Origin of the sequence: Yimella sp. RIT 621 (assembly GCF_004146205.1) — a bacterium.
Lineage (GTDB): Bacteria > Actinomycetota > Actinomycetes > Actinomycetales > Dermatophilaceae > Yimella > Yimella lutea.
In genome coordinates, this window is the sequence record NZ_SEIP01000007.1 from 14,143 (window position 1) to 29,564 (window position 15,422).

The window sequence follows — 15,422 nt, forward strand, 5'->3', positions numbered from 1 at the left end:
TCCGGCGAGGTCAGCCTAAGTCTTGGAGATCCTGCTGAACCTGGCTGTTCCGGTCGCGCGTTCTGATTTCCCCCTTCGCGTGGGTGATTCGTTGTGCCAGAGCCGTTTCCGGAACGAGGAAGGCGCCTGCGACCTCACCGACGGTCAGGCCGCCGACCAACCGGGGCGTCGATGAAGTGCTCGCTGGCCGTAGCGTTGTCCCTCGGCTCACCGATCTTCATCCGCCCGACCGGTGCAGCGACGCAGGGCGGGACGGACGATCGGATGCCATGCACATCGCGGTTCTTGCCACGACTCGCAACCCACTGCGTGAACCGTTCGCCGGTGGCCAGGAAGCACAGACGGCGTCGCTCACCGCGGGCCTGCGCGCTCGCGGACACACGGTTCGGCTGTACGCACAGCCCGGCACCGATCCTCGTCTTGCGGACGAGTTGGCCACGTACGCACAGGTTCCTACCATCCGCACACCCGAGGACGAACCGTTGGCCGGGCTCTGGCGGGACGATGCCGCGATGTCCTGGGCGATGGCCGACCTCGTGCGACGACCGGTCGATCTGGTGCACAACCAGAGCCTGCATCACTTCCCGCTGGCGATGAGCCGGGCCATGCCCAGCACGATGGTCACGACGTTGCACTGCCCGCCGTACCCGCTGGCAGAGATCGGTGTCTCGCTCGCCGCGGACGACGCCGTGTACGTCGGTGTCAGTGAGGCGGTTGCGAGCATGTGGCGTCTGCTCCCGATCGAACCGCTGGTGATTCACAACGGTGTGCGGTCGTGTCTGTTCGAATTCGGTTCAGGTGGAGAGGAACTCGTCTGGGTCGGGCGAATCACCCCAGAGAAGGGCACCGACCTCGCGATCCGAGCGGCCCGTACTGCCGGGCTGCCGCTCACGATCGTGGGCCCGATCGCGGACGCGGCCTTTTACCGAGACCACGTCGAGCCGTTGCTCGGCGACGGCGTTCGTCATGCCGGTCACCTGGATCAGCGAGCGACCGCCCGGATCGTCGGCTCGAGCCTTGCGATTCTCGTGACTCCACGCTGGGACGAGCCGTTCGGCTTGGTCGCCGCCGAGGCGATGATGTCTGGCACCCCGGTGATCGCCATCGGACGAGGCGGTCTGCGCGAAGTCGTCTCAGAGCGGTCGGGGGTGCTGGTGGGTGAGGCAGGAACCGCCACGGCCGATCTCGTCGCGGGACTCGCGGACGCCGTGTCCCGCGTCCGCGATCTCGACCGTGCCGACGTCCGAGCGGACGCGGTCGCCCGATTCGATGAGCAGCGCATGGTCGAGGAGTACTGCGCGTTGTTCGAGTCACTGGTCGCCCGTCGCTGACGCGGTCCACATCTGGTGGTGCGGCTCGCATCTGGCCATCCAGGTCACAACTACTGCTCCAGGGTGTTGCGCGGGCGCGTCGAGCGCAGCAGAGTTGTGCCCATGAGCGAACAAGACCCGAAGGTTCAGCCCGATACCGTCTCCGACCCCGCCAATGACGACGAGGTGGGAAGCGACTGGAGCGGCGAAGGCGGCGCCATGCCAGCAGGCCCTGCCACCGACGAGGACGCGGACGATTCGTCGTCCGACAAGGACTGACGCCCTCGTTCGGGCAACCGCATGAAACTGCTGCCGACCTCAGGTGGTGTCACCAACGACAGCATCCGCGAGGCGTTGGTCGATCTGCTCTCGTGAGTCCGGCCTCGCCGAGAATGCTGCCCTCGTTCGAGGACAAGATGTGGATCGGGGTGAGCGCGGGCAGCATGGTGATGTCGCCGCGCATCGGTCAGGCCTTCGCCTCGTGGAAGGACGCTGTGACCGAAGGTGTCTCAGAACCGAATTGGCGACGGTTCGGTTAGTTCGTGGGGCGTACGAAGTCGGGAACGGGCGTGCCGGCTTCGAAACCGGCCGACACGTACGTCGCGACTCCGGCTTCGTTCGACGCCGGCGTGGCGACCAGTGCACTCGAGGCACCCATCTCGCGCAGTGCTGCCGCACCGGCCACAGTGATCGCTCGTCCGTGACCGCGTCCGCGATGGTCGCGATGCACGCCCATCGGCTCGATGACACCCGGCCGTCCGGGGCCCGCCGACCACACCGTGATGGCCGCGACGGCAGCATCGTTCTCGTCGTACCCGACCAGGCATCGCGCGTTCGCGTACGCCGGGCCCTGCGCCATGGTGTGCCACCGTTCGACGGTGAAGGTGGAGTTTTCGAACGCCGCGGTCTCAACCTCGACCCGGGCGTCCGGCTTGCCCGGTTCGACAGTTTCGATGCGCAATCCGCACGGCTCGACCTCCCGCGACAGGGCCCGGCGAAGGGGCGTCCACGGCTCGTCCGCTATCCAACCCTGTGCCGTCAGTTCTGCTCGGAACGCGTCACCGAAGCGAGCTTCGATGATGCTGATTCCGCCGGGCAGTCCGATCCGCTGCGGAGCGGGCAGGTCGTGCACCAGCGCCCGAGCCAGTCGTTCGTCGACTGCGAAGTCGGGAGCCATCGCCATGCGGGCAACGGCTGCTTCGCCTTCGGGCACGTCCGCATCCACGAAGGCGATGGCGGCGGGAGTGCTGTCGATGCTCCAGACCCGCATCGACCGTGCGACCTGCTCCGCACCGAAACGCCACTGCCAACCCAGGTCTGCCGGGTGCAACTGGACAGGAAGCCCGTCGTGTTGCCAGGACGCCAGCGCGTGGAGCAGGTCCGGCAGTTCGCTGACGGTCGGCTCGTGGAGCGCCGGAGATTCGCTGGTCATGTCTCCATGCAACCGCATCCCTGTTTCGGGCGCATCCGATTTCCGGGTCGCTTCTGCGGGCCGGGGCCATGGTGAGGCAATGAGCGACGAAGCGCTGCGGAAGCTGTTGGAGATCCCCGGCAATCGGGGAGTGCTGTCGACGATCAAGCGTGGCGGGCGTCCACAGCTTCCCTGGCACCGACGGCTTGGACGGTATCGGCCCAGTAATCGCGGATGTACTGCTCGCTCTGGATGCCCAACTGACCCACCCCGATGTGCGCGACGTCGGCGCTGTGACCGGCAAGGGACGACGGGACGAATTCGGCGCGATCTTTCCCAGACCCACCTTCAGCAAGCCGGGACGGGAGAAGCGGTCAGCGCGTCGTCAGGCGAATCAAACCTCGAGTCAACCCTCGGACCATCCCGTCCGAAGACGCCGTCCATGCTGCGTCGTGGGGCATACGCTGCATCGGATCTCGCTGGTCACAAACGGAATCGGAGTCGACGATCGCCCTCTGCAGTGACTCCCGTAGGGGCATGAGTTGCCATCCGGGGGGCAGTAGGTCGGTCACGAAGTCGTCATCGGCGCAGACCATGTCGTGGGAGAGGCTGTCGATGAGCGCTTCGACCGTCGAGCCCGGCGCGCCGACGAGCGCGCCTGCGAGGTCGGCGACGAGCGGCTCGGGCAGGAACGGCACGAACACGCGCGGACGTCGACGCAGGCCGGCGGCTCGGCCGAACTCCCACAGCAACATGCCGTATCCGATCGCGGTGGGTCCGCCGATGTCGTACCAGCGGGAGGGCACGCGCGGATCCAGTGCGCCGACCAGGGCTTCGAGCGCGTCGACAACAGAGATCGGCTGGAGGCGAGAGTTCATCCACGTCGGAAGTGGTTGTGCTGGAAGGCGATTGCTCAACTGGCGCATGATCTCCAGTGAGGTGGATCCACCGCCGATCACCATTGCTGCGCGCAGCGTCACCGTCGAGGGTGCACGAGTGGTGAGCACCTGCTCGACCTCGAGTCGCGACCGAAGGTGGGGCGACAGTTCGGACGCCGGGAGCATGGGCACCAGACCCGACAGATAGATCACTCGCTCCACACCCGCGCGGGTTGCTGCTTCCGCGAATGTTTCCGCAGCCAGGCGATCGAGCCGTTCGAAATCACGATCAGCCAGTCCGTGGATCAAGTAGTACGCCGTCGCCACACCCTCCACTGCTGCGTCGACGGAAGCCGAGTCGAAAACGTCCATCTGCACGGTCTCGACCCGCGGATCCTCGTGCCACCACAGCGAATTCGCGCGCGAGACGTTGGTGAAGGTGGCGCGGACCCGATGTCCGTCGGCCAGCAGCCGTGGTACCAGACGACTACCGATGTAGCCGCCTGCTCCGGTGACCAGGATCATCGGCCCGACCGGCGGCTCATCAGCAGTTCGCCCCATGCGGCCGCCCGCTCGGTCAGCTTCGGCAGGATCACCAGCATCCCGGTCGACCAGGTGCCGTGGACGATGATCGGGGACAGCACGCCACCGGTCACGCGCCGTGAAACACCGGTGAGTCCACCCAGCAGCACGGACGCGAACACCAGCATCGGATTGCCCGTCGCCAGGGTGGTCGTGCCGTACACGACGGTCGTCACCGCGACCTGATGCGGTTGCGGGGTGGCTGCGTACAACGCGCCTCGGAAGAAGAGTTCTTCGGCGGCGCCCGTTGCGATGGTCAGCGGCACCACGATGCGTAGGTCGCCGACCCGCGCGTGCTGCACGACGCTCTCGATCTCCTTGCGCAGCAAGGGGATCTGCACGACGGCCATGCCACCGAGAGTGAAGACCGCCACCGCTGCCGACCCGATCGCCAATGGACGCACGATCGGCCGCACCGGCCCGCGCGAGGAGTTGGAGTGCCCGACATGCAGCGGTCCGGACGCCAACGCGCCGGCGGTCCAGACGCCGGCCAGCGCCACGGTCCACAACTGGAAGGAACGGCTGCCGGGTGGCTGGCGCAGCGCCGTCCGCAACACCGGCGCGCCGACGACGAGCGTGCCGAGCGAGACGAGCTGGCGGCGGCGGAATTCGGCGGGTGTCTGCCAGTGATCACGGTCCACCGGGCGTAGCCACGGCAGCTGTTTCAAGCGCCCCGCGATCTCGGTCAGGCGTGACGAATGACGCATCTGCTGCAAACTCCTCGGGTGGTCGGTAGCTCCTAGTGTGGAACACCCACCGTCCCGAAGGGCTTCCGCCGTGAACTCATTCTCCGCACGCAATGTCTCCGAGGAGACCGTGCCGTACGACGTCGACGCTCTGTGGGAGGTGCTGACCGACGCGAAGACCCTGCAGAAGCTGACCCCGCTGGTGCACCGGATCACCCCGGACGGCGACCGCTGGCTGTGGGAGATGACCTCTGTCCCGGTGTTGAACCAGAAGTTCAAGCCGGTCTTCACCGCGCTCATGGACTTCGATCCCAAGAAAGGGATCTCCTACTCCCACGACCCCGCGCGAAGCGACGAGCTCGTTGCGGTCGACGGCATCTACACCCTCACGCCCGTCGACGGAGGCACGCACCTGAGCATCGACATCGACATCACCGCGCGAATGCCCTTCCCCAAGATCATGGGTCCGGCGGTCCGCACCGCGATGACCGTCGTGATGACCCAGATGGGCAATGGTTTCGCACGCAACCTGGACAAGCACCTGCGCTGACCCTTGCCGGGTGCCAGCGTCCCCTACGGTGACGGATGGGTGCCGCGCGGCACTCTCGGACGGCATCCGGTGACAGCGGTGCCGCTCGATCGGCCGGTGACAGGCCGAGCAGCGTCCTCCCCGCTCGGACGCGGCGCCGCGTCGCGATGTGTCGTGCCTGGACCCCGTGGCACGACCCGAACCGAGAGGAAGACGAACGATGAAGATTCTTGTGACCGGCGCGACCGGATACGTGGGTGGACGACTGGTGCCCGAACTGCTGAAGGCGGGCCACGATGTCCGCACCACCAAGACGGCGGACGAGGACGTCCACCCGTGGTGGAGCGATCAGGTCGAGACCGTCGAGATGGATGTGCTCGATCAGAGCGACGTGGAAAACGCGATCGTCGGCGTCGACGCCATCTACTACCTGATCCACGGGATGGGTGGCGACGACTTCGCCGACAACGACCGCAAGGCTGCCGAACTCGTCCGCGGCGCAATCGAATTGCACGGTGTGCAGCGGGTCGTCTACCTGTCCGGGATCGTCCCCGACGTTCCCGAGAGTGAACTGTCCGAGCACATCACCTCGCGCCTCGAAGTGGAACGAATCCTGACCGCCAGTCCGGCGACCGTGATCACGTTGCGGGCTGCCGTGCTGCTGGGCAGCGCGTCGACGTCGTTCGAGATCATCCGTCAGGTCAGCGAACGGATGCCGCTGCAGACGGTTCCGGAATGGATGAACTCCGACGTGCAGCCGATTGCGGTCGTCGACGCGATCCAGGCGTTAGTGGGTGCACTCACGATCGACGGCCCCTCGCGTCACTTCGACGTCGGCGGGCCCGAGTCGATGCCGTACGCAGATCTGCTCGACCTCTACGCCGACGTCGCCGATCTCAAGCGACCGCAGGTCACCGTGCCGCTCCTGCCGACCGGACTGGTGGGGTCACTCGTCGCCACGTTGATCGACGTGCCGAAACCGACCGTCGAAGCGCTGGTCGAGAGCCTGCACCACGACATGGTTTGTGGCGACGGCGGGCCGGGGGTCCGCGAACTGCTGCCGGAAGGGCACCGCTTGGTACCGATGCGTGAGGCGATCCAGCGTTCGCTGGCCGAGCGCACGGCGGAGCCGAAGGACGCCGACCCGATGGGTCCGCTTCCGCACGACCCGCCGTGGGCGCAGGGCGGCGAGGACAAGTCGTTGCTCGATCGGGTGAAGGACGTTCTTCCCGGCGGCCACTGAGGTTGCAGCCTCGTCACGGCCGAATGCGTTGACCGCGACCCGGAGCCCGACGACTCCACCCTCGTCGAAGCGGTGGTGAGTCCGGTGGTTCTCATGGGACATCGTCAGGTGACCGATCTGCACTTGGTGAACCTCGCGGCGAGCCGTGGAACGGTGCTGGCGACGTTCGACAGCGCCATTCACACCTGGCTCGCCCCGAAGGATCGCCCCCATGTGGTCACGATTCCCGCCTGAAGGACGTCACTGCGCCATGGTTCAACACTCGGCCCGTACGGCAGAGCGGCCACTTGGATGTTCCACGCGGCCGCCCCGGTACTCGAACGCGATCAGCTCACGTCGGCGATGATGCGGTCGGCGAGGTCCTCGGACGACTGCGGGTTCTGGCCGGTGTAGACGTTCCGGTCGACGACGACGTGCGGACGCATCGGCAGCTTGGCCTTCTCGTACTCCACGCCGGCTTCCTCCAGCTTGTCCTGCAACAGCCACTTCGCCTTCTTGGCGAGACCGTTGAGCGTCTCCTCGGCGTTCGACAGGCCGGTCATCTTGTAACCGGCGAACGGCGAGGTGCCGTCGGCGTTCTGAGCGGCGAGGATCGCGGCCGGCGCGTGGCACAACAGGGCCAGCGGACGGCCTGACTCCAGACGCTTCCGGATGATCGCGCCGGACACCTCGTCGTACGCGAGGTCCTCCATCGGGGCGTGGCCACCGGGGTAGAAGACCACGTCGAACGCGTCCGGGTCGACGTTCGAGAGGTTCTCCGGCGCGTCGAGAACCGGTGCGAGACGGGCGAGTTCCTCCTTCAGCGTGTCGATCTTGTTGGGCAGGAGACCGCCCTTGACGCTCAGGCTTGTCTGGTCGACCGTGGGCTTCTTCCCGCCGGGCGTCGCGACGACGACGTCCCAGCCGGCCTCCTTGAACTTGCTGTACGGCGCCAGGAACTCCTCGGCCCAGAAGCCGGTCGGGTGCTTGCTGCCGTCCTCGAGCGTCCAGTGGTCGGCGGCGGACAGAATCATCAGTACGGAGGTCATCGAGATTCCCTTCAGGTAATTGAGCAACCCACTAAGTATCTCCTCGTTCGTCCGGCAGGACGGGCTGCGGGCGCAGCTCATGTTCCGGCGAAGGCCCGGCCCGGTGCGCTGGACGACATGCGAACCGCGCCGTCACAGATCTCCACCTTCGCCATATCGGAGGCCTTGGTCCCCGCTCGGGCGACCGGCCGCAGCAGCGCTTGACCTGCCAGACGGCTCGGACTCCATGAGCCAGGAATGAACGTCCACCAGTGCCGCCTCTTGATCCGATCGATGGAAGATCCCCACGCTAGGTCGGCGTCAGTGATAGCCAGAGGCTCACCAGATTCAGGTCACTCAAGGACGACGCCGAATGTCTGACCAGACGCGCGGGTGTCGAGATCTACGTGCCTCCTGATCCGCGCGGATCTCGATAGGAGGATCAGTCGCGCTGACTACTCGGGACGGCGCAGCGTGACCGTCTCGCCGTAGGTGACGTAGCGGGACCCGCTCAGGCGAGCCACCGGATCGAGGTTCCACTCGCGCGGACGGTCGTTGTCCAGGACGTCCTCGTCGACCCAGGCGCACACCACGCGTCCGAGCACGAGGAATGAGTCTCCGACGGGAATCACCTTGTGCAGCAGGCATTCCAGTGCAGATGGCGATGCGGCGACCCGAGGTGGACGCACCTGCTGCGAGGGGGTCTTGGTGAGACCGGCCAGTTCGAACTCGTCGACGTGCGGCGGGGCGGACTCGGCGGTGGCGTTCATGGGCTCCAGTAACCGCCGGGGCACGAAGTTGACCACGAACTCACCAGTCGCCTCGATGTTGTTGAGTGAGTCCTTTCGACCCACCGAGGTGAACTGAACGATCGGAGGATTGCCGGACGCGACGGTGAAGAACGAGTGCGGCGCAAGGTTGGGTCGGCCCTCGGCGTCCACACTGCTGACCCACGCGATCGGCCGGGGGATCACCAACCCCGTGAGCAGGCGATACGGCGCGGGAGCCGGAAGGTCATCCATCCGGAATGCACGTTGATTCACGGATCGACCCTATGGCTGTCCGTGACCGTTTGGAGTAGGTGGAGCTCTTCATCCACGTTTCATCCAGCTCTCATGCAGGGTCCATAGCGTTTCGGACAATCGGCAGCCGATGTTGATGAAGACGTCCTCGCCGAAGGTGAGGCTCTTGCCGAACTCGCTGTAGAACGGCGAGAAGACCGCGACGGAAGGGACGACGTCCTAGCCGGTCAGTTCCAAGGGCTAAATCCTGCCGACTGTCGCGGCGCGGGAACAGGACCCCGGACGTCGGCGTCCACCCGGTATGACCACTTCTCGCAGGGCTCTGCTGCGCGCCTCGAGCGCCGTACTTCTGCTGCCGATCGCACTCGCCGGGTGCCAGGACGACGGACTGGACCGGCTGGGTGGCGAAGCCCCGTCGGACGATGAGGTCACGCTGAAGGTCTCAGTGAGCGACTGGAGCGGGTGGACCTCGCCGCCGCCGGGCTACAAAGCGCCGGTGAAGGTCACGACCGCCGCGTACCGTTCGGGTGACATCTTCAGGGTGATGGCGATGGGAGAGGTGGTGACCTTCACGGTGGAGGTGCGCGAGCGCTCCGTCCATCTGAAGAGCACCGGATCGTTCTACCAGGACGGCGACGGAATGGGCGACGCCAAGGAGAACTTCCGGTTGCCTCGCGGCGGACGTATCGAACTGGCCACCCCGACCATGGACGCCGGAACGAACGTCACGATCGAAGATCTCGGCGCAGGGGCGCAGCCCGCGACGAGTGCGCCGAGCAGCACGTCAACCGGTTGACGAAAGGATCAGCGAGACAAAGGGGGGCTGAGTTCGCCTGCGAGACCGACGAATTGGTGCCCACCAGAGGTGTACTCGGGAACGCTCGCGGCGGGCAACCGGACGGAGTTGAGCACCAGGTGCGCGAACGGGACGACCTCGCCGTCCCCTCAGTGGTGCAACGGCAGCCGCACCTCGGACGATGGGATCAGGTACTCGGTGACATCCAAGCCGTCCGCGCTCCAGTCGGGCATCGCCAACGATGCGACCCGGGGCGAGGCCATGACGGCGATTGGCCTGAGTCTTTGTTCAGGCACCCATCAGACGATGACCGTTGTGCCACAGCACTTTCCGCATCCACTCATCACCAAGGTCCAGGCGGGCCAGGGCCTCGATCTGGTGGGCGTAGGCGTAGGGGATGTTCGGGAAGTCGGTGCCGAGCACCACCTTGTCGCTCAGCGAACCAAGCCGGTCGACGTAGCCGTCCGGCAGCGGAGCGAGGCGTTCGGTGAAATCGGTCGCCACCATCGTCGTGTCCAGATGGACCCGTTCGTACTGCTGCGCCAGGTCGGCGAACGCGTCGTACTCGGGCATCCCCAGATGGGCGATCACCAACGGCAACCGCGGGTGGCGTTCGAGCAACCGGCGCACCGGCTCCGGACCGGTGAACTCACCCGCCAACGGACCCGACCCCGCATGGATCACGACCGGCGTTCCCGCCTCGTCGATCAGCGGCCACACATCGTCGAGCAGCGGGTCCTCGGGCGTGAAAGCACTCACCGAAACGTGCACCTTCCACAGCCTTGCGCCGGCGTCCATCGCCTGCCGGACGCACGCGGCCGCGCCTGGCTCGGGGTAGAAGGTCGCGCTGTGCACCGCGCCGTCCACCCGTCCGGCGAACTCGCGGTTCCACTCGTTCAGCCATGTGGCCATCCCGGGCTTGTGCGCGTAGTTCAGGCTGGGGATGTACCGGACGCCGAGCGTCCTCAGCTGCTCGATGCGCTCGTCCTCGGGCAGCCGGTAGGTGATCGGCCAGGGCGTCCCGTAGTTCGTGTCGGCGTGATCGAAGTAGTCCCACACCTTGTCCAGCACCGCGTCCGGCATGAAGTGGACGTGGATGTCGGCGAGGCCGGGGATACCCAGGCGAGACAGGTACCCGGGCACCTCGGCGTCGGTGCGCGGTCCGGGTGTGGTCATGGCCCCATTCTGCTCAGCGGGGCCGGAAAAGCGAAGCGGGCCCGGGGAAGACCCGGACCCGCTTCGTTGAATGATCTCAGCGATCAGTGGATCAAGACCGGCGGCGCGGTGCCGTCGGCGTCGTCCGCGAAGTGCGACTCCTCGTGCTTGCGCGGCATCATCAGCGCCGGGATCAGCGTGAGCGACACCAGGATCGCAGCCACCAGGAAGGTGCTGCCGAAGACCTTGCCCATCGCGTCCGACACTGCGGACATGAGCTTGGCTTGAGCGGCGGCCGGGTTGGAACCGGCGGACGCGACGATCTCGGCGACGGCCGGGAACTTAGGCAGGGTCGCCTGGATGAGGGCTGGGTCTTTGGTGCCCTTGGTCGCTTCTTGGAAGCCCTGGGCCTGCGAGACGAGCTTGTCGTTCTTCAGACCGTTGGTGAGGACGACCGACATGATCGCGACACCGACGGACGAGGCGATCTGCTGAGTGATGTTCAGCAGCGTCGAACCACGGGCCACCTGGTGGTGGGTCAGCGTCTTGATCGCCGAGGTCATGATCGGCATCATCGTCGCGCCCATGCCCAGACCCATGACGAACAGCACCGGGATGATGTAGCCCCAGTACGAGGTGTCGCCGTCGACCTGGGTCATGGCGAACATGCCGCCGATGATCGCCAGCAGACCGAACGGCACGATGCGTCCGACCGGGATCTTGTCGGCGAGCGCACCGGCGATCGGCATGGTCAGCATGGCGCCGATGCCCTGCGGGGCGACCAGCAGACCGGCGTCGAACGGCGACTCACCGCGCACCTGCTGGAAGTAGGTCGGCACCAGCAGCAGGCCACCGAAGAACGCGGCCGCGAAGATGAACATCGTCATGGTCGCGACGGTCAACTGACGGTTGGCGAACAGGCGCAGGTCAAGCAGCGGGTGCTCGGGCTTGAAGCTGTAGATCACGAACGCGATGAGCAGCAGCAGACCCACGGTGCCGAAGCCGATGACCTTGGCCGAGAAGAACGTGCCTTCCTCCGGGATCGAGGAGATGCCGTACAGGAAGAGCGCGAGACCCGGGCTCATCATCAGCATGCCGACGAAGTCGAAGGACTCGGTGGGCTCGGGGGAGTCGGACGGCAGCGCCCACCACGCGTACACCAGTGCGGCGATGCCGAGCGGCAGGTTGATCAGGAAGATCCAGTGCCAGCTGTGGTGCTCGATCAGCCAACCGCCCAGGATCGGACCGAGGATCGGACCGAGCAGCATCGGCACACCGAGGATCGCCATCAGGCGGCCCATGCGCTTCGGGCCGGCGGCCTTGGTCATGATCGTCATGCCGAGCGGCATGAGCAGACCGCCGCCCAGGCCCTGAAGCACGCGGAACAGGATCAGCATGTTGATGCTGTTCGCCATCGCGCACAGCACGGAGCCGGCGGTGAACAGCGCCACCGCGAGCAGGTAGAGACGCTTGGTGCCGAAGCGGTCGGCGGCCCAACCGGTCAACGGGATGACGGTGGCCAGGGCGAGCGTGTAGGCGGTGACCGTCCACGCGACCGTGGCGTACGGCAGCGGGTTGTCGGCGCCGGTGAAGGTGGTCTGCAGATCAGGGAGAGCGACGTTCACGACGGTGATGTCGAGGATCGACATGATGGCGCCGAGGACGACGACACCTGCGATCTTCAGGACGGCACCGTCGATCTTGTCCGGATATTCCGGAGCAACCGAAGACATGAGTTCCTCATCGTTCGAGGGTGGCAGGGGCGGCTGCGAGGCGCGCAGAGCCCGCGCAACAGTACTGCTGCCCAGCACGTTGCGGAAACCTATATTTGCTCGGGGTGACCTATTTCATCCGTGGTTCGCCGCAGGGCTGAACCGAGGAGCGAACAGGAACTGCGGGATGCCGTCGTCGACCACGATCGTGGCGCGCACTCCGTAGACGTCCTTGATCAACTCGGTGGTCAGGACCTCCTCGGGTGTTCCGGACGCGACCACGTGCCCGGACTGCAACACCACCAGATCGTCGCAGTACCGAGCGGCCAGGTTGAGGTCGTGCAGCACGACGACGGCCGTCTGGCTGAGCTCGGTCAGCTGCAGGATCTCGTGTTGGAAGTGGATGTCGAGATGGTTGGTCGGTTCGTCCATCAGGAGGTAGCGCGGCTGTTGGGTGAGCGCCCGCGCGACCATCACCCGTTGCCGTTCGCCGCCCGACAACTCGCTGAGGTCGCGGTCGACCAGGTGTGCTGCGCCGACGCGGCGCAGGGCGTCCAGCGCGATTGCGTGGTCGCTGTCGCTGTACCGGCCCAGCGCGGAATGATGCGGCAGCCGTCCCAGCAGCACCACCTCGGCGACGCTCAGTGCCGTGTCGCCCGAATCCTCCTGCACGACAACGGCCATCGACCTCGCGAGTTCGGTTCGGTCGAACTGCGCGAGCGGCCGATCGCCGATCAGCACCTCACCCTCCGCCGGCCGCAGCGCGCCGAAGAGCAACCGCAACAGCGTGGTCTTGCCGCTGCCGTTCGGGCCGACGAGACCGGTCACCCGCCCCTCGCGGGCGACCATGTCCACCCCGTGCAGGACGTCGGTTCGTCCGTAACCCAAGCGCACCCCGCGCGCGTGCAGTGCGCCCACCGCAGTACTCATCGCGTACTCATCGCGTACTCATCGCGTACTCATCGCACGGTGGGGAAGGCGTTCACGATCTTCTTCAGTCCGGTGATCGCAAGCGGCGACGGCGGCTCGGTGAAGTTGAACAGCTGGACGTGGATGCGCTTGTTCCGCACCGCTGCCAACCGTCCGGCACCGGGCAGCGAGGTCACTGCCCGTTCGATCTCCTGCGGGTTGCCCTCGTTGTGCGGCAGCACGATCACGTCGGGGTTCTTGGCGAGCAACTGTTCCGGGGAGATCTCGAAGACGCGTTCGGCGACACCCGCGAACACGTTCTTGAAACCGGCGGCGGCAAGCTGCGGATCGGCCATCGAGCGGTTGCCGTAGGCGTACGTGGTGCCGCCGCCGGGTGTCGGGTACAGCACGGCTGCGGTTGCCCCCTTGCGGTCGGGCACGTTCGACGTGATCTTGCTGAGTTCGCCGCGCATCGAGGTGACCGCGCGAGTGGCCTGCTGCTGCTTGCCGAAGACCTTGCCGTACGTCTGGAGTTCGGCGTACACATCGTCGAAGGTCGGTGGCTTGCTCGCACCTTCGCACAGGGCCGGGACCTCCAACACCGGCACCTTCGTCGAGGCGAGTGTCTTCGGGTTCACGGTGTCGGTGTGGCCCAGGACGAGGTCGGGTGACCGCGCGAGCACGGTCTCCTTGGAGATCTGCAGGTGGCCGGAGGAGTCGATCTTGTCCGTCAGCGAAGGGATGCGCTCGAGTGCAGCGTTCGTGTCGGCGTTGTAATAGGCCTTCGGGTAGACACCGGCCTTGGCGGTGATGCGGTCGAGGGCACCGATGGCGTCCAGGTAGGGCACGGACGCCGACTTCAGCAGCAGGCCACGCTCGGGCGGCGCGTCGAACCTCTGATCGGTGCCGCAGTTCGACACCGTGACGGGATAGCCGGCGCGGCTCTCCTGCTTGGTGGGCTCCGGTGAGCCGCACGCGGCGGTCATGGTGAGCGCGGCAGTGCAGACGACGGCGGGCATCAGCGAACGGCGGCTGGGTGGGAGATGCATTTCCTCTCGCTTCTGTCGGGGTCTAGTGGTCGGGAATCAGTGGGCTGCGGTCATCCGGCGCAGCAGCACGAGCAGGAACGGTGCCCCGACGAGAGCGGTGATGATGCCGATCGGAATCTCTTGCGGGCGCAACAGAGTTCGGGCGACGAGGTCGGCGAGCACCAGGAGGATCGCCCCCATCAGGGCTGCCACAGGAAGCATGTGGCGGTGGTTCGATCCCACCGCGCGACGGGCCAGGTGAGGCACGACCAACCCGACGAAACCGATGCTCCCGGACACCGCCACGACGGCGCCGACGTTCAGCGACACGACGACCAGGAGCCTGGAGCGCAACGTGCTGGGGGATATGCCGAGGGTGAGCGCGGTCTCGTCGCCGATGGCCAGTGCGTCGAGGCGGCGCGACCACACGATCAGCAATGCGGTGGTACCGATGACCACCGCGGTGACGACCGCAAGCGCAACGTCCCATCGGGCCAGGCCGAGTGAACCGAGCAGCCAGAACAGCACCGACCGAGCGCCTTCGGCCGACCCGGACGCGAACACCAGGAAGCTGGTCAGCGCGGACAGTGCGTAACCCACCGCGACCCCGGCCAGGATCAGCCGCACCGAGGTGACCCGCGATGTGCCGCGGGCGATGAAGAAGACCAGGAACGCTGCGGCGAGCGCGCCGGCGAAGGCGCTGCCCTGCAACGCGTACTCGCCCATGCCGGCGCCGATACCGAACAGGATCGAAGCGGCGGCGCCGGTCGACGCACCGGAGTTGATGCCGATCAGGTAGGGATCGGCCAGTACGTTGCGGACCATCGCCTGGAGCACCGCGCCGGTGATCGCCAGGCCGGCTCCGACAACGGCGCCGAGCACGATGCGTGGCAACCGGACCTCCCACACAATTGCGTCGAGCGCCGGGCTCCACGTGGCCGTTGCCGGGGTGCCGGTTGTGTGGTGACCGATGATCCGGACGATGCTACTGACCGGTGTGGTGACGGCACCGAGGGCGATCGCGGCAAGGCTGGTGGCAAGCAGACCGCAACAGAGTCCGATCAGCCAGGCGCGGTACCGGCGGTGTGAGCGGTCGACCCCGAGCGCGGTGCGTGCGGGCGCGTTCGATGCGCGCACCCGATCGATCTCCATAT

At 66.5% G+C, this 15,422-nt stretch carries 16 protein-coding genes; 6 read left to right on the forward strand and 10 right to left on the reverse strand.

From position 1 onward, the window contains the following. Positions 1 to 269: 269 nt before the first annotated feature. Complete coding sequence (locus EU513_RS07945; protein WP_129625368.1) at positions 270 to 1,331, forward strand: glycosyltransferase; 1,062 nt, start codon at positions 270 to 272, stop codon at positions 1,329 to 1,331. A 102-nt stretch (positions 1,332 to 1,433) separates the two neighbouring features. Continuing rightward, positions 1,434 to 1,589, forward strand: a complete 156-nt coding sequence (locus EU513_RS15845; protein WP_168990200.1) for a hypothetical protein — start codon at positions 1,434 to 1,436, stop codon at positions 1,587 to 1,589. A 256-nt stretch (positions 1,590 to 1,845) separates the two neighbouring features. On the opposite strand, the gene EU513_RS07960 is transcribed toward EU513_RS15845, so the two are convergent. The 3 genes from EU513_RS07960 to EU513_RS07970 form a co-directional block, all read right to left on the reverse strand. Next, a complete protein-coding gene (locus EU513_RS07960; protein ID WP_129625369.1) occupies positions 1,846 to 2,742 on the reverse strand; it encodes a GNAT family N-acetyltransferase in 897 nt (298 codons plus the stop codon). 353 nt (positions 2,743 to 3,095) lie between these two features. Further along, positions 3,096 to 4,160 carry an NAD(P)H-binding protein gene (locus tag EU513_RS07965; RefSeq protein ID WP_129625370.1) on the reverse strand — a complete coding sequence of 355 codons (1,065 nt, stop codon included), beginning with the start codon at positions 4,158 to 4,160 and terminating at the stop codon, positions 3,096 to 3,098. Next, on the reverse strand, positions 4,121 to 4,888 hold the full coding sequence (locus EU513_RS07970) for a CPBP family intramembrane glutamic endopeptidase (RefSeq protein WP_129625371.1): 768 nt from the start codon (positions 4,886 to 4,888) through the stop codon (positions 4,121 to 4,123). Before EU513_RS07970 ends, EU513_RS07965 begins: the two co-directional genes overlap by 40 nt. A 70-nt stretch (positions 4,889 to 4,958) precedes the next feature. On the opposite strand from EU513_RS07970, the gene EU513_RS07975 reads away from it, so the two are divergent. The 3 genes from EU513_RS07975 to EU513_RS16550 all read left to right on the forward strand — a co-directional run bounded on the left by EU513_RS07975 (position 4,959) and on the right by EU513_RS16550 (position 6,873). Beyond that, positions 4,959 to 5,417, forward strand: a complete 459-nt coding sequence (locus EU513_RS07975) for an SRPBCC family protein (RefSeq protein ID WP_168990201.1) — start codon at positions 4,959 to 4,961, stop codon at positions 5,415 to 5,417. 199 nt (positions 5,418 to 5,616) lie between these two features. After that, complete coding sequence (locus EU513_RS07980) at positions 5,617 to 6,639, forward strand: NAD(P)H-binding protein (protein ID WP_240795973.1); 1,023 nt, start codon at positions 5,617 to 5,619, stop codon at positions 6,637 to 6,639. A 108-nt stretch (positions 6,640 to 6,747) separates the two neighbouring features. Next, on the forward strand, positions 6,748 to 6,873 hold the full coding sequence (locus EU513_RS16550) for a hypothetical protein (protein WP_255407436.1): 126 nt from the start codon (positions 6,748 to 6,750) through the stop codon (positions 6,871 to 6,873). Positions 6,874 to 6,965: 92 nt separating this feature from the next. On the opposite strand, the gene EU513_RS07985 is transcribed toward EU513_RS16550, so the two are convergent. Together EU513_RS07985 and EU513_RS07990 are read right to left on the reverse strand one after the other, a co-directional pair. Continuing rightward, entirely contained in the window at positions 6,966 to 7,667 is a 702-nt protein-coding gene (locus EU513_RS07985; RefSeq protein ID WP_129625517.1) for a type 1 glutamine amidotransferase domain-containing protein, read from the reverse strand. Positions 7,668 to 8,101: 434 nt separating this feature from the next. Next, positions 8,102 to 8,689, reverse strand: coding sequence for a flavin reductase family protein (locus EU513_RS07990; RefSeq protein ID WP_370447353.1), 588 nt, complete (start codon positions 8,687 to 8,689; stop codon positions 8,102 to 8,104). A 280-nt stretch (positions 8,690 to 8,969) separates the two neighbouring features. Here EU513_RS07990 and EU513_RS07995 point away from each other — a divergent pair, with 280 nt between their 5' ends. Beyond that, positions 8,970 to 9,464 (forward strand): hypothetical protein, encoded by a 495-nt coding sequence (locus EU513_RS07995; RefSeq protein ID WP_129625373.1) that lies wholly within the window; start codon positions 8,970 to 8,972, stop codon positions 9,462 to 9,464. A 288-nt stretch (positions 9,465 to 9,752) separates the two neighbouring features. Here the strand turns inward: EU513_RS07995 and EU513_RS08000 are convergent, their stop codons facing one another. The 5 genes from EU513_RS08000 to EU513_RS08020 all read right to left on the reverse strand — a co-directional run bounded on the left by EU513_RS08000 (position 9,753) and on the right by EU513_RS08020 (position 15,420). Next, on the reverse strand, positions 9,753 to 10,640 hold the full coding sequence (locus EU513_RS08000; protein ID WP_129625374.1) for an amidohydrolase family protein: 888 nt from the start codon (positions 10,638 to 10,640) through the stop codon (positions 9,753 to 9,755). An 83-nt stretch (positions 10,641 to 10,723) separates the two neighbouring features. Beyond that, positions 10,724 to 12,352 carry a DHA2 family efflux MFS transporter permease subunit gene (locus tag EU513_RS08005; RefSeq protein ID WP_129625375.1) on the reverse strand — a complete coding sequence of 543 codons (1,629 nt, stop codon included), beginning with the start codon at positions 12,350 to 12,352 and terminating at the stop codon, positions 10,724 to 10,726. A gap of 114 nt (positions 12,353 to 12,466) precedes the next feature. Beyond that, positions 12,467 to 13,261 (reverse strand): ABC transporter ATP-binding protein, encoded by a 795-nt coding sequence (locus EU513_RS08010; protein WP_129625376.1) that lies wholly within the window; start codon positions 13,259 to 13,261, stop codon positions 12,467 to 12,469. Between the two features lie 29 nt (positions 13,262 to 13,290). Continuing rightward, the gene (locus EU513_RS08015) at positions 13,291 to 14,289 is read right to left on the reverse strand and encodes an ABC transporter substrate-binding protein (RefSeq protein ID WP_205744706.1); all 999 of its coding nucleotides are present in this window, start codon (positions 14,287 to 14,289) and stop codon (positions 13,291 to 13,293) included. A 36-nt stretch (positions 14,290 to 14,325) separates the two neighbouring features. Further along, a complete protein-coding gene (locus tag EU513_RS08020) occupies positions 14,326 to 15,420 on the reverse strand; it encodes an iron ABC transporter permease (protein WP_129625377.1) in 1,095 nt (364 codons plus the stop codon). Positions 15,421 to 15,422 lie beyond the last annotated feature (2 nt).

Excerpts from the sequence above, each read along its gene's own strand:
- EU513_RS07985 (WP_129625517.1), bottom strand. The coding sequence starts at position 7,667 with ATGACCTCCGTACTGATGATTCTGTCCGCCGCCGACCACTGGACGCTC.
- EU513_RS08020 (WP_129625377.1), bottom strand. The coding sequence starts at position 15,420 with ATGGAGATCGATCGGGTGCGCGCATCGAACGCGCCCGCACGCACCGCG.
- EU513_RS07970 (WP_129625371.1), bottom strand. The coding sequence starts at position 4,888 with ATGCGTCATTCGTCACGCCTGACCGAGATCGCGGGGCGCTTGAAACAG.
- EU513_RS07980 (WP_240795973.1), top strand. The coding sequence starts at position 5,617 with ATGAAGATTCTTGTGACCGGCGCGACCGGATACGTGGGTGGACGACTG.
- EU513_RS15845 (WP_168990200.1), top strand. The coding sequence starts at position 1,434 with ATGAGCGAACAAGACCCGAAGGTTCAGCCCGATACCGTCTCCGACCCC.
- EU513_RS07965 (WP_129625370.1), bottom strand. The coding sequence starts at position 4,160 with ATGGGGCGAACTGCTGATGAGCCGCCGGTCGGGCCGATGATCCTGGTC.
- EU513_RS07995 (WP_129625373.1), top strand. The coding sequence starts at position 8,970 with ATGACCACTTCTCGCAGGGCTCTGCTGCGCGCCTCGAGCGCCGTACTT.
- EU513_RS07960 (WP_129625369.1), bottom strand. The coding sequence starts at position 2,742 with ATGACCAGCGAATCTCCGGCGCTCCACGAGCCGACCGTCAGCGAACTG.
- EU513_RS07945 (WP_129625368.1), top strand. The coding sequence starts at position 270 with ATGCACATCGCGGTTCTTGCCACGACTCGCAACCCACTGCGTGAACCG.
- EU513_RS08005 (WP_129625375.1), bottom strand. The coding sequence starts at position 12,352 with ATGTCTTCGGTTGCTCCGGAATATCCGGACAAGATCGACGGTGCCGTC.
- EU513_RS08015 (WP_205744706.1), bottom strand. The coding sequence starts at position 14,289 with ATGCATCTCCCACCCAGCCGCCGTTCGCTGATGCCCGCCGTCGTCTGC.
- EU513_RS08000 (WP_129625374.1), bottom strand. The coding sequence starts at position 10,640 with ATGACCACACCCGGACCGCGCACCGACGCCGAGGTGCCCGGGTACCTG.
- EU513_RS08010 (WP_129625376.1), bottom strand. The coding sequence starts at position 13,261 with ATGAGTACTGCGGTGGGCGCACTGCACGCGCGCGGGGTGCGCTTGGGT.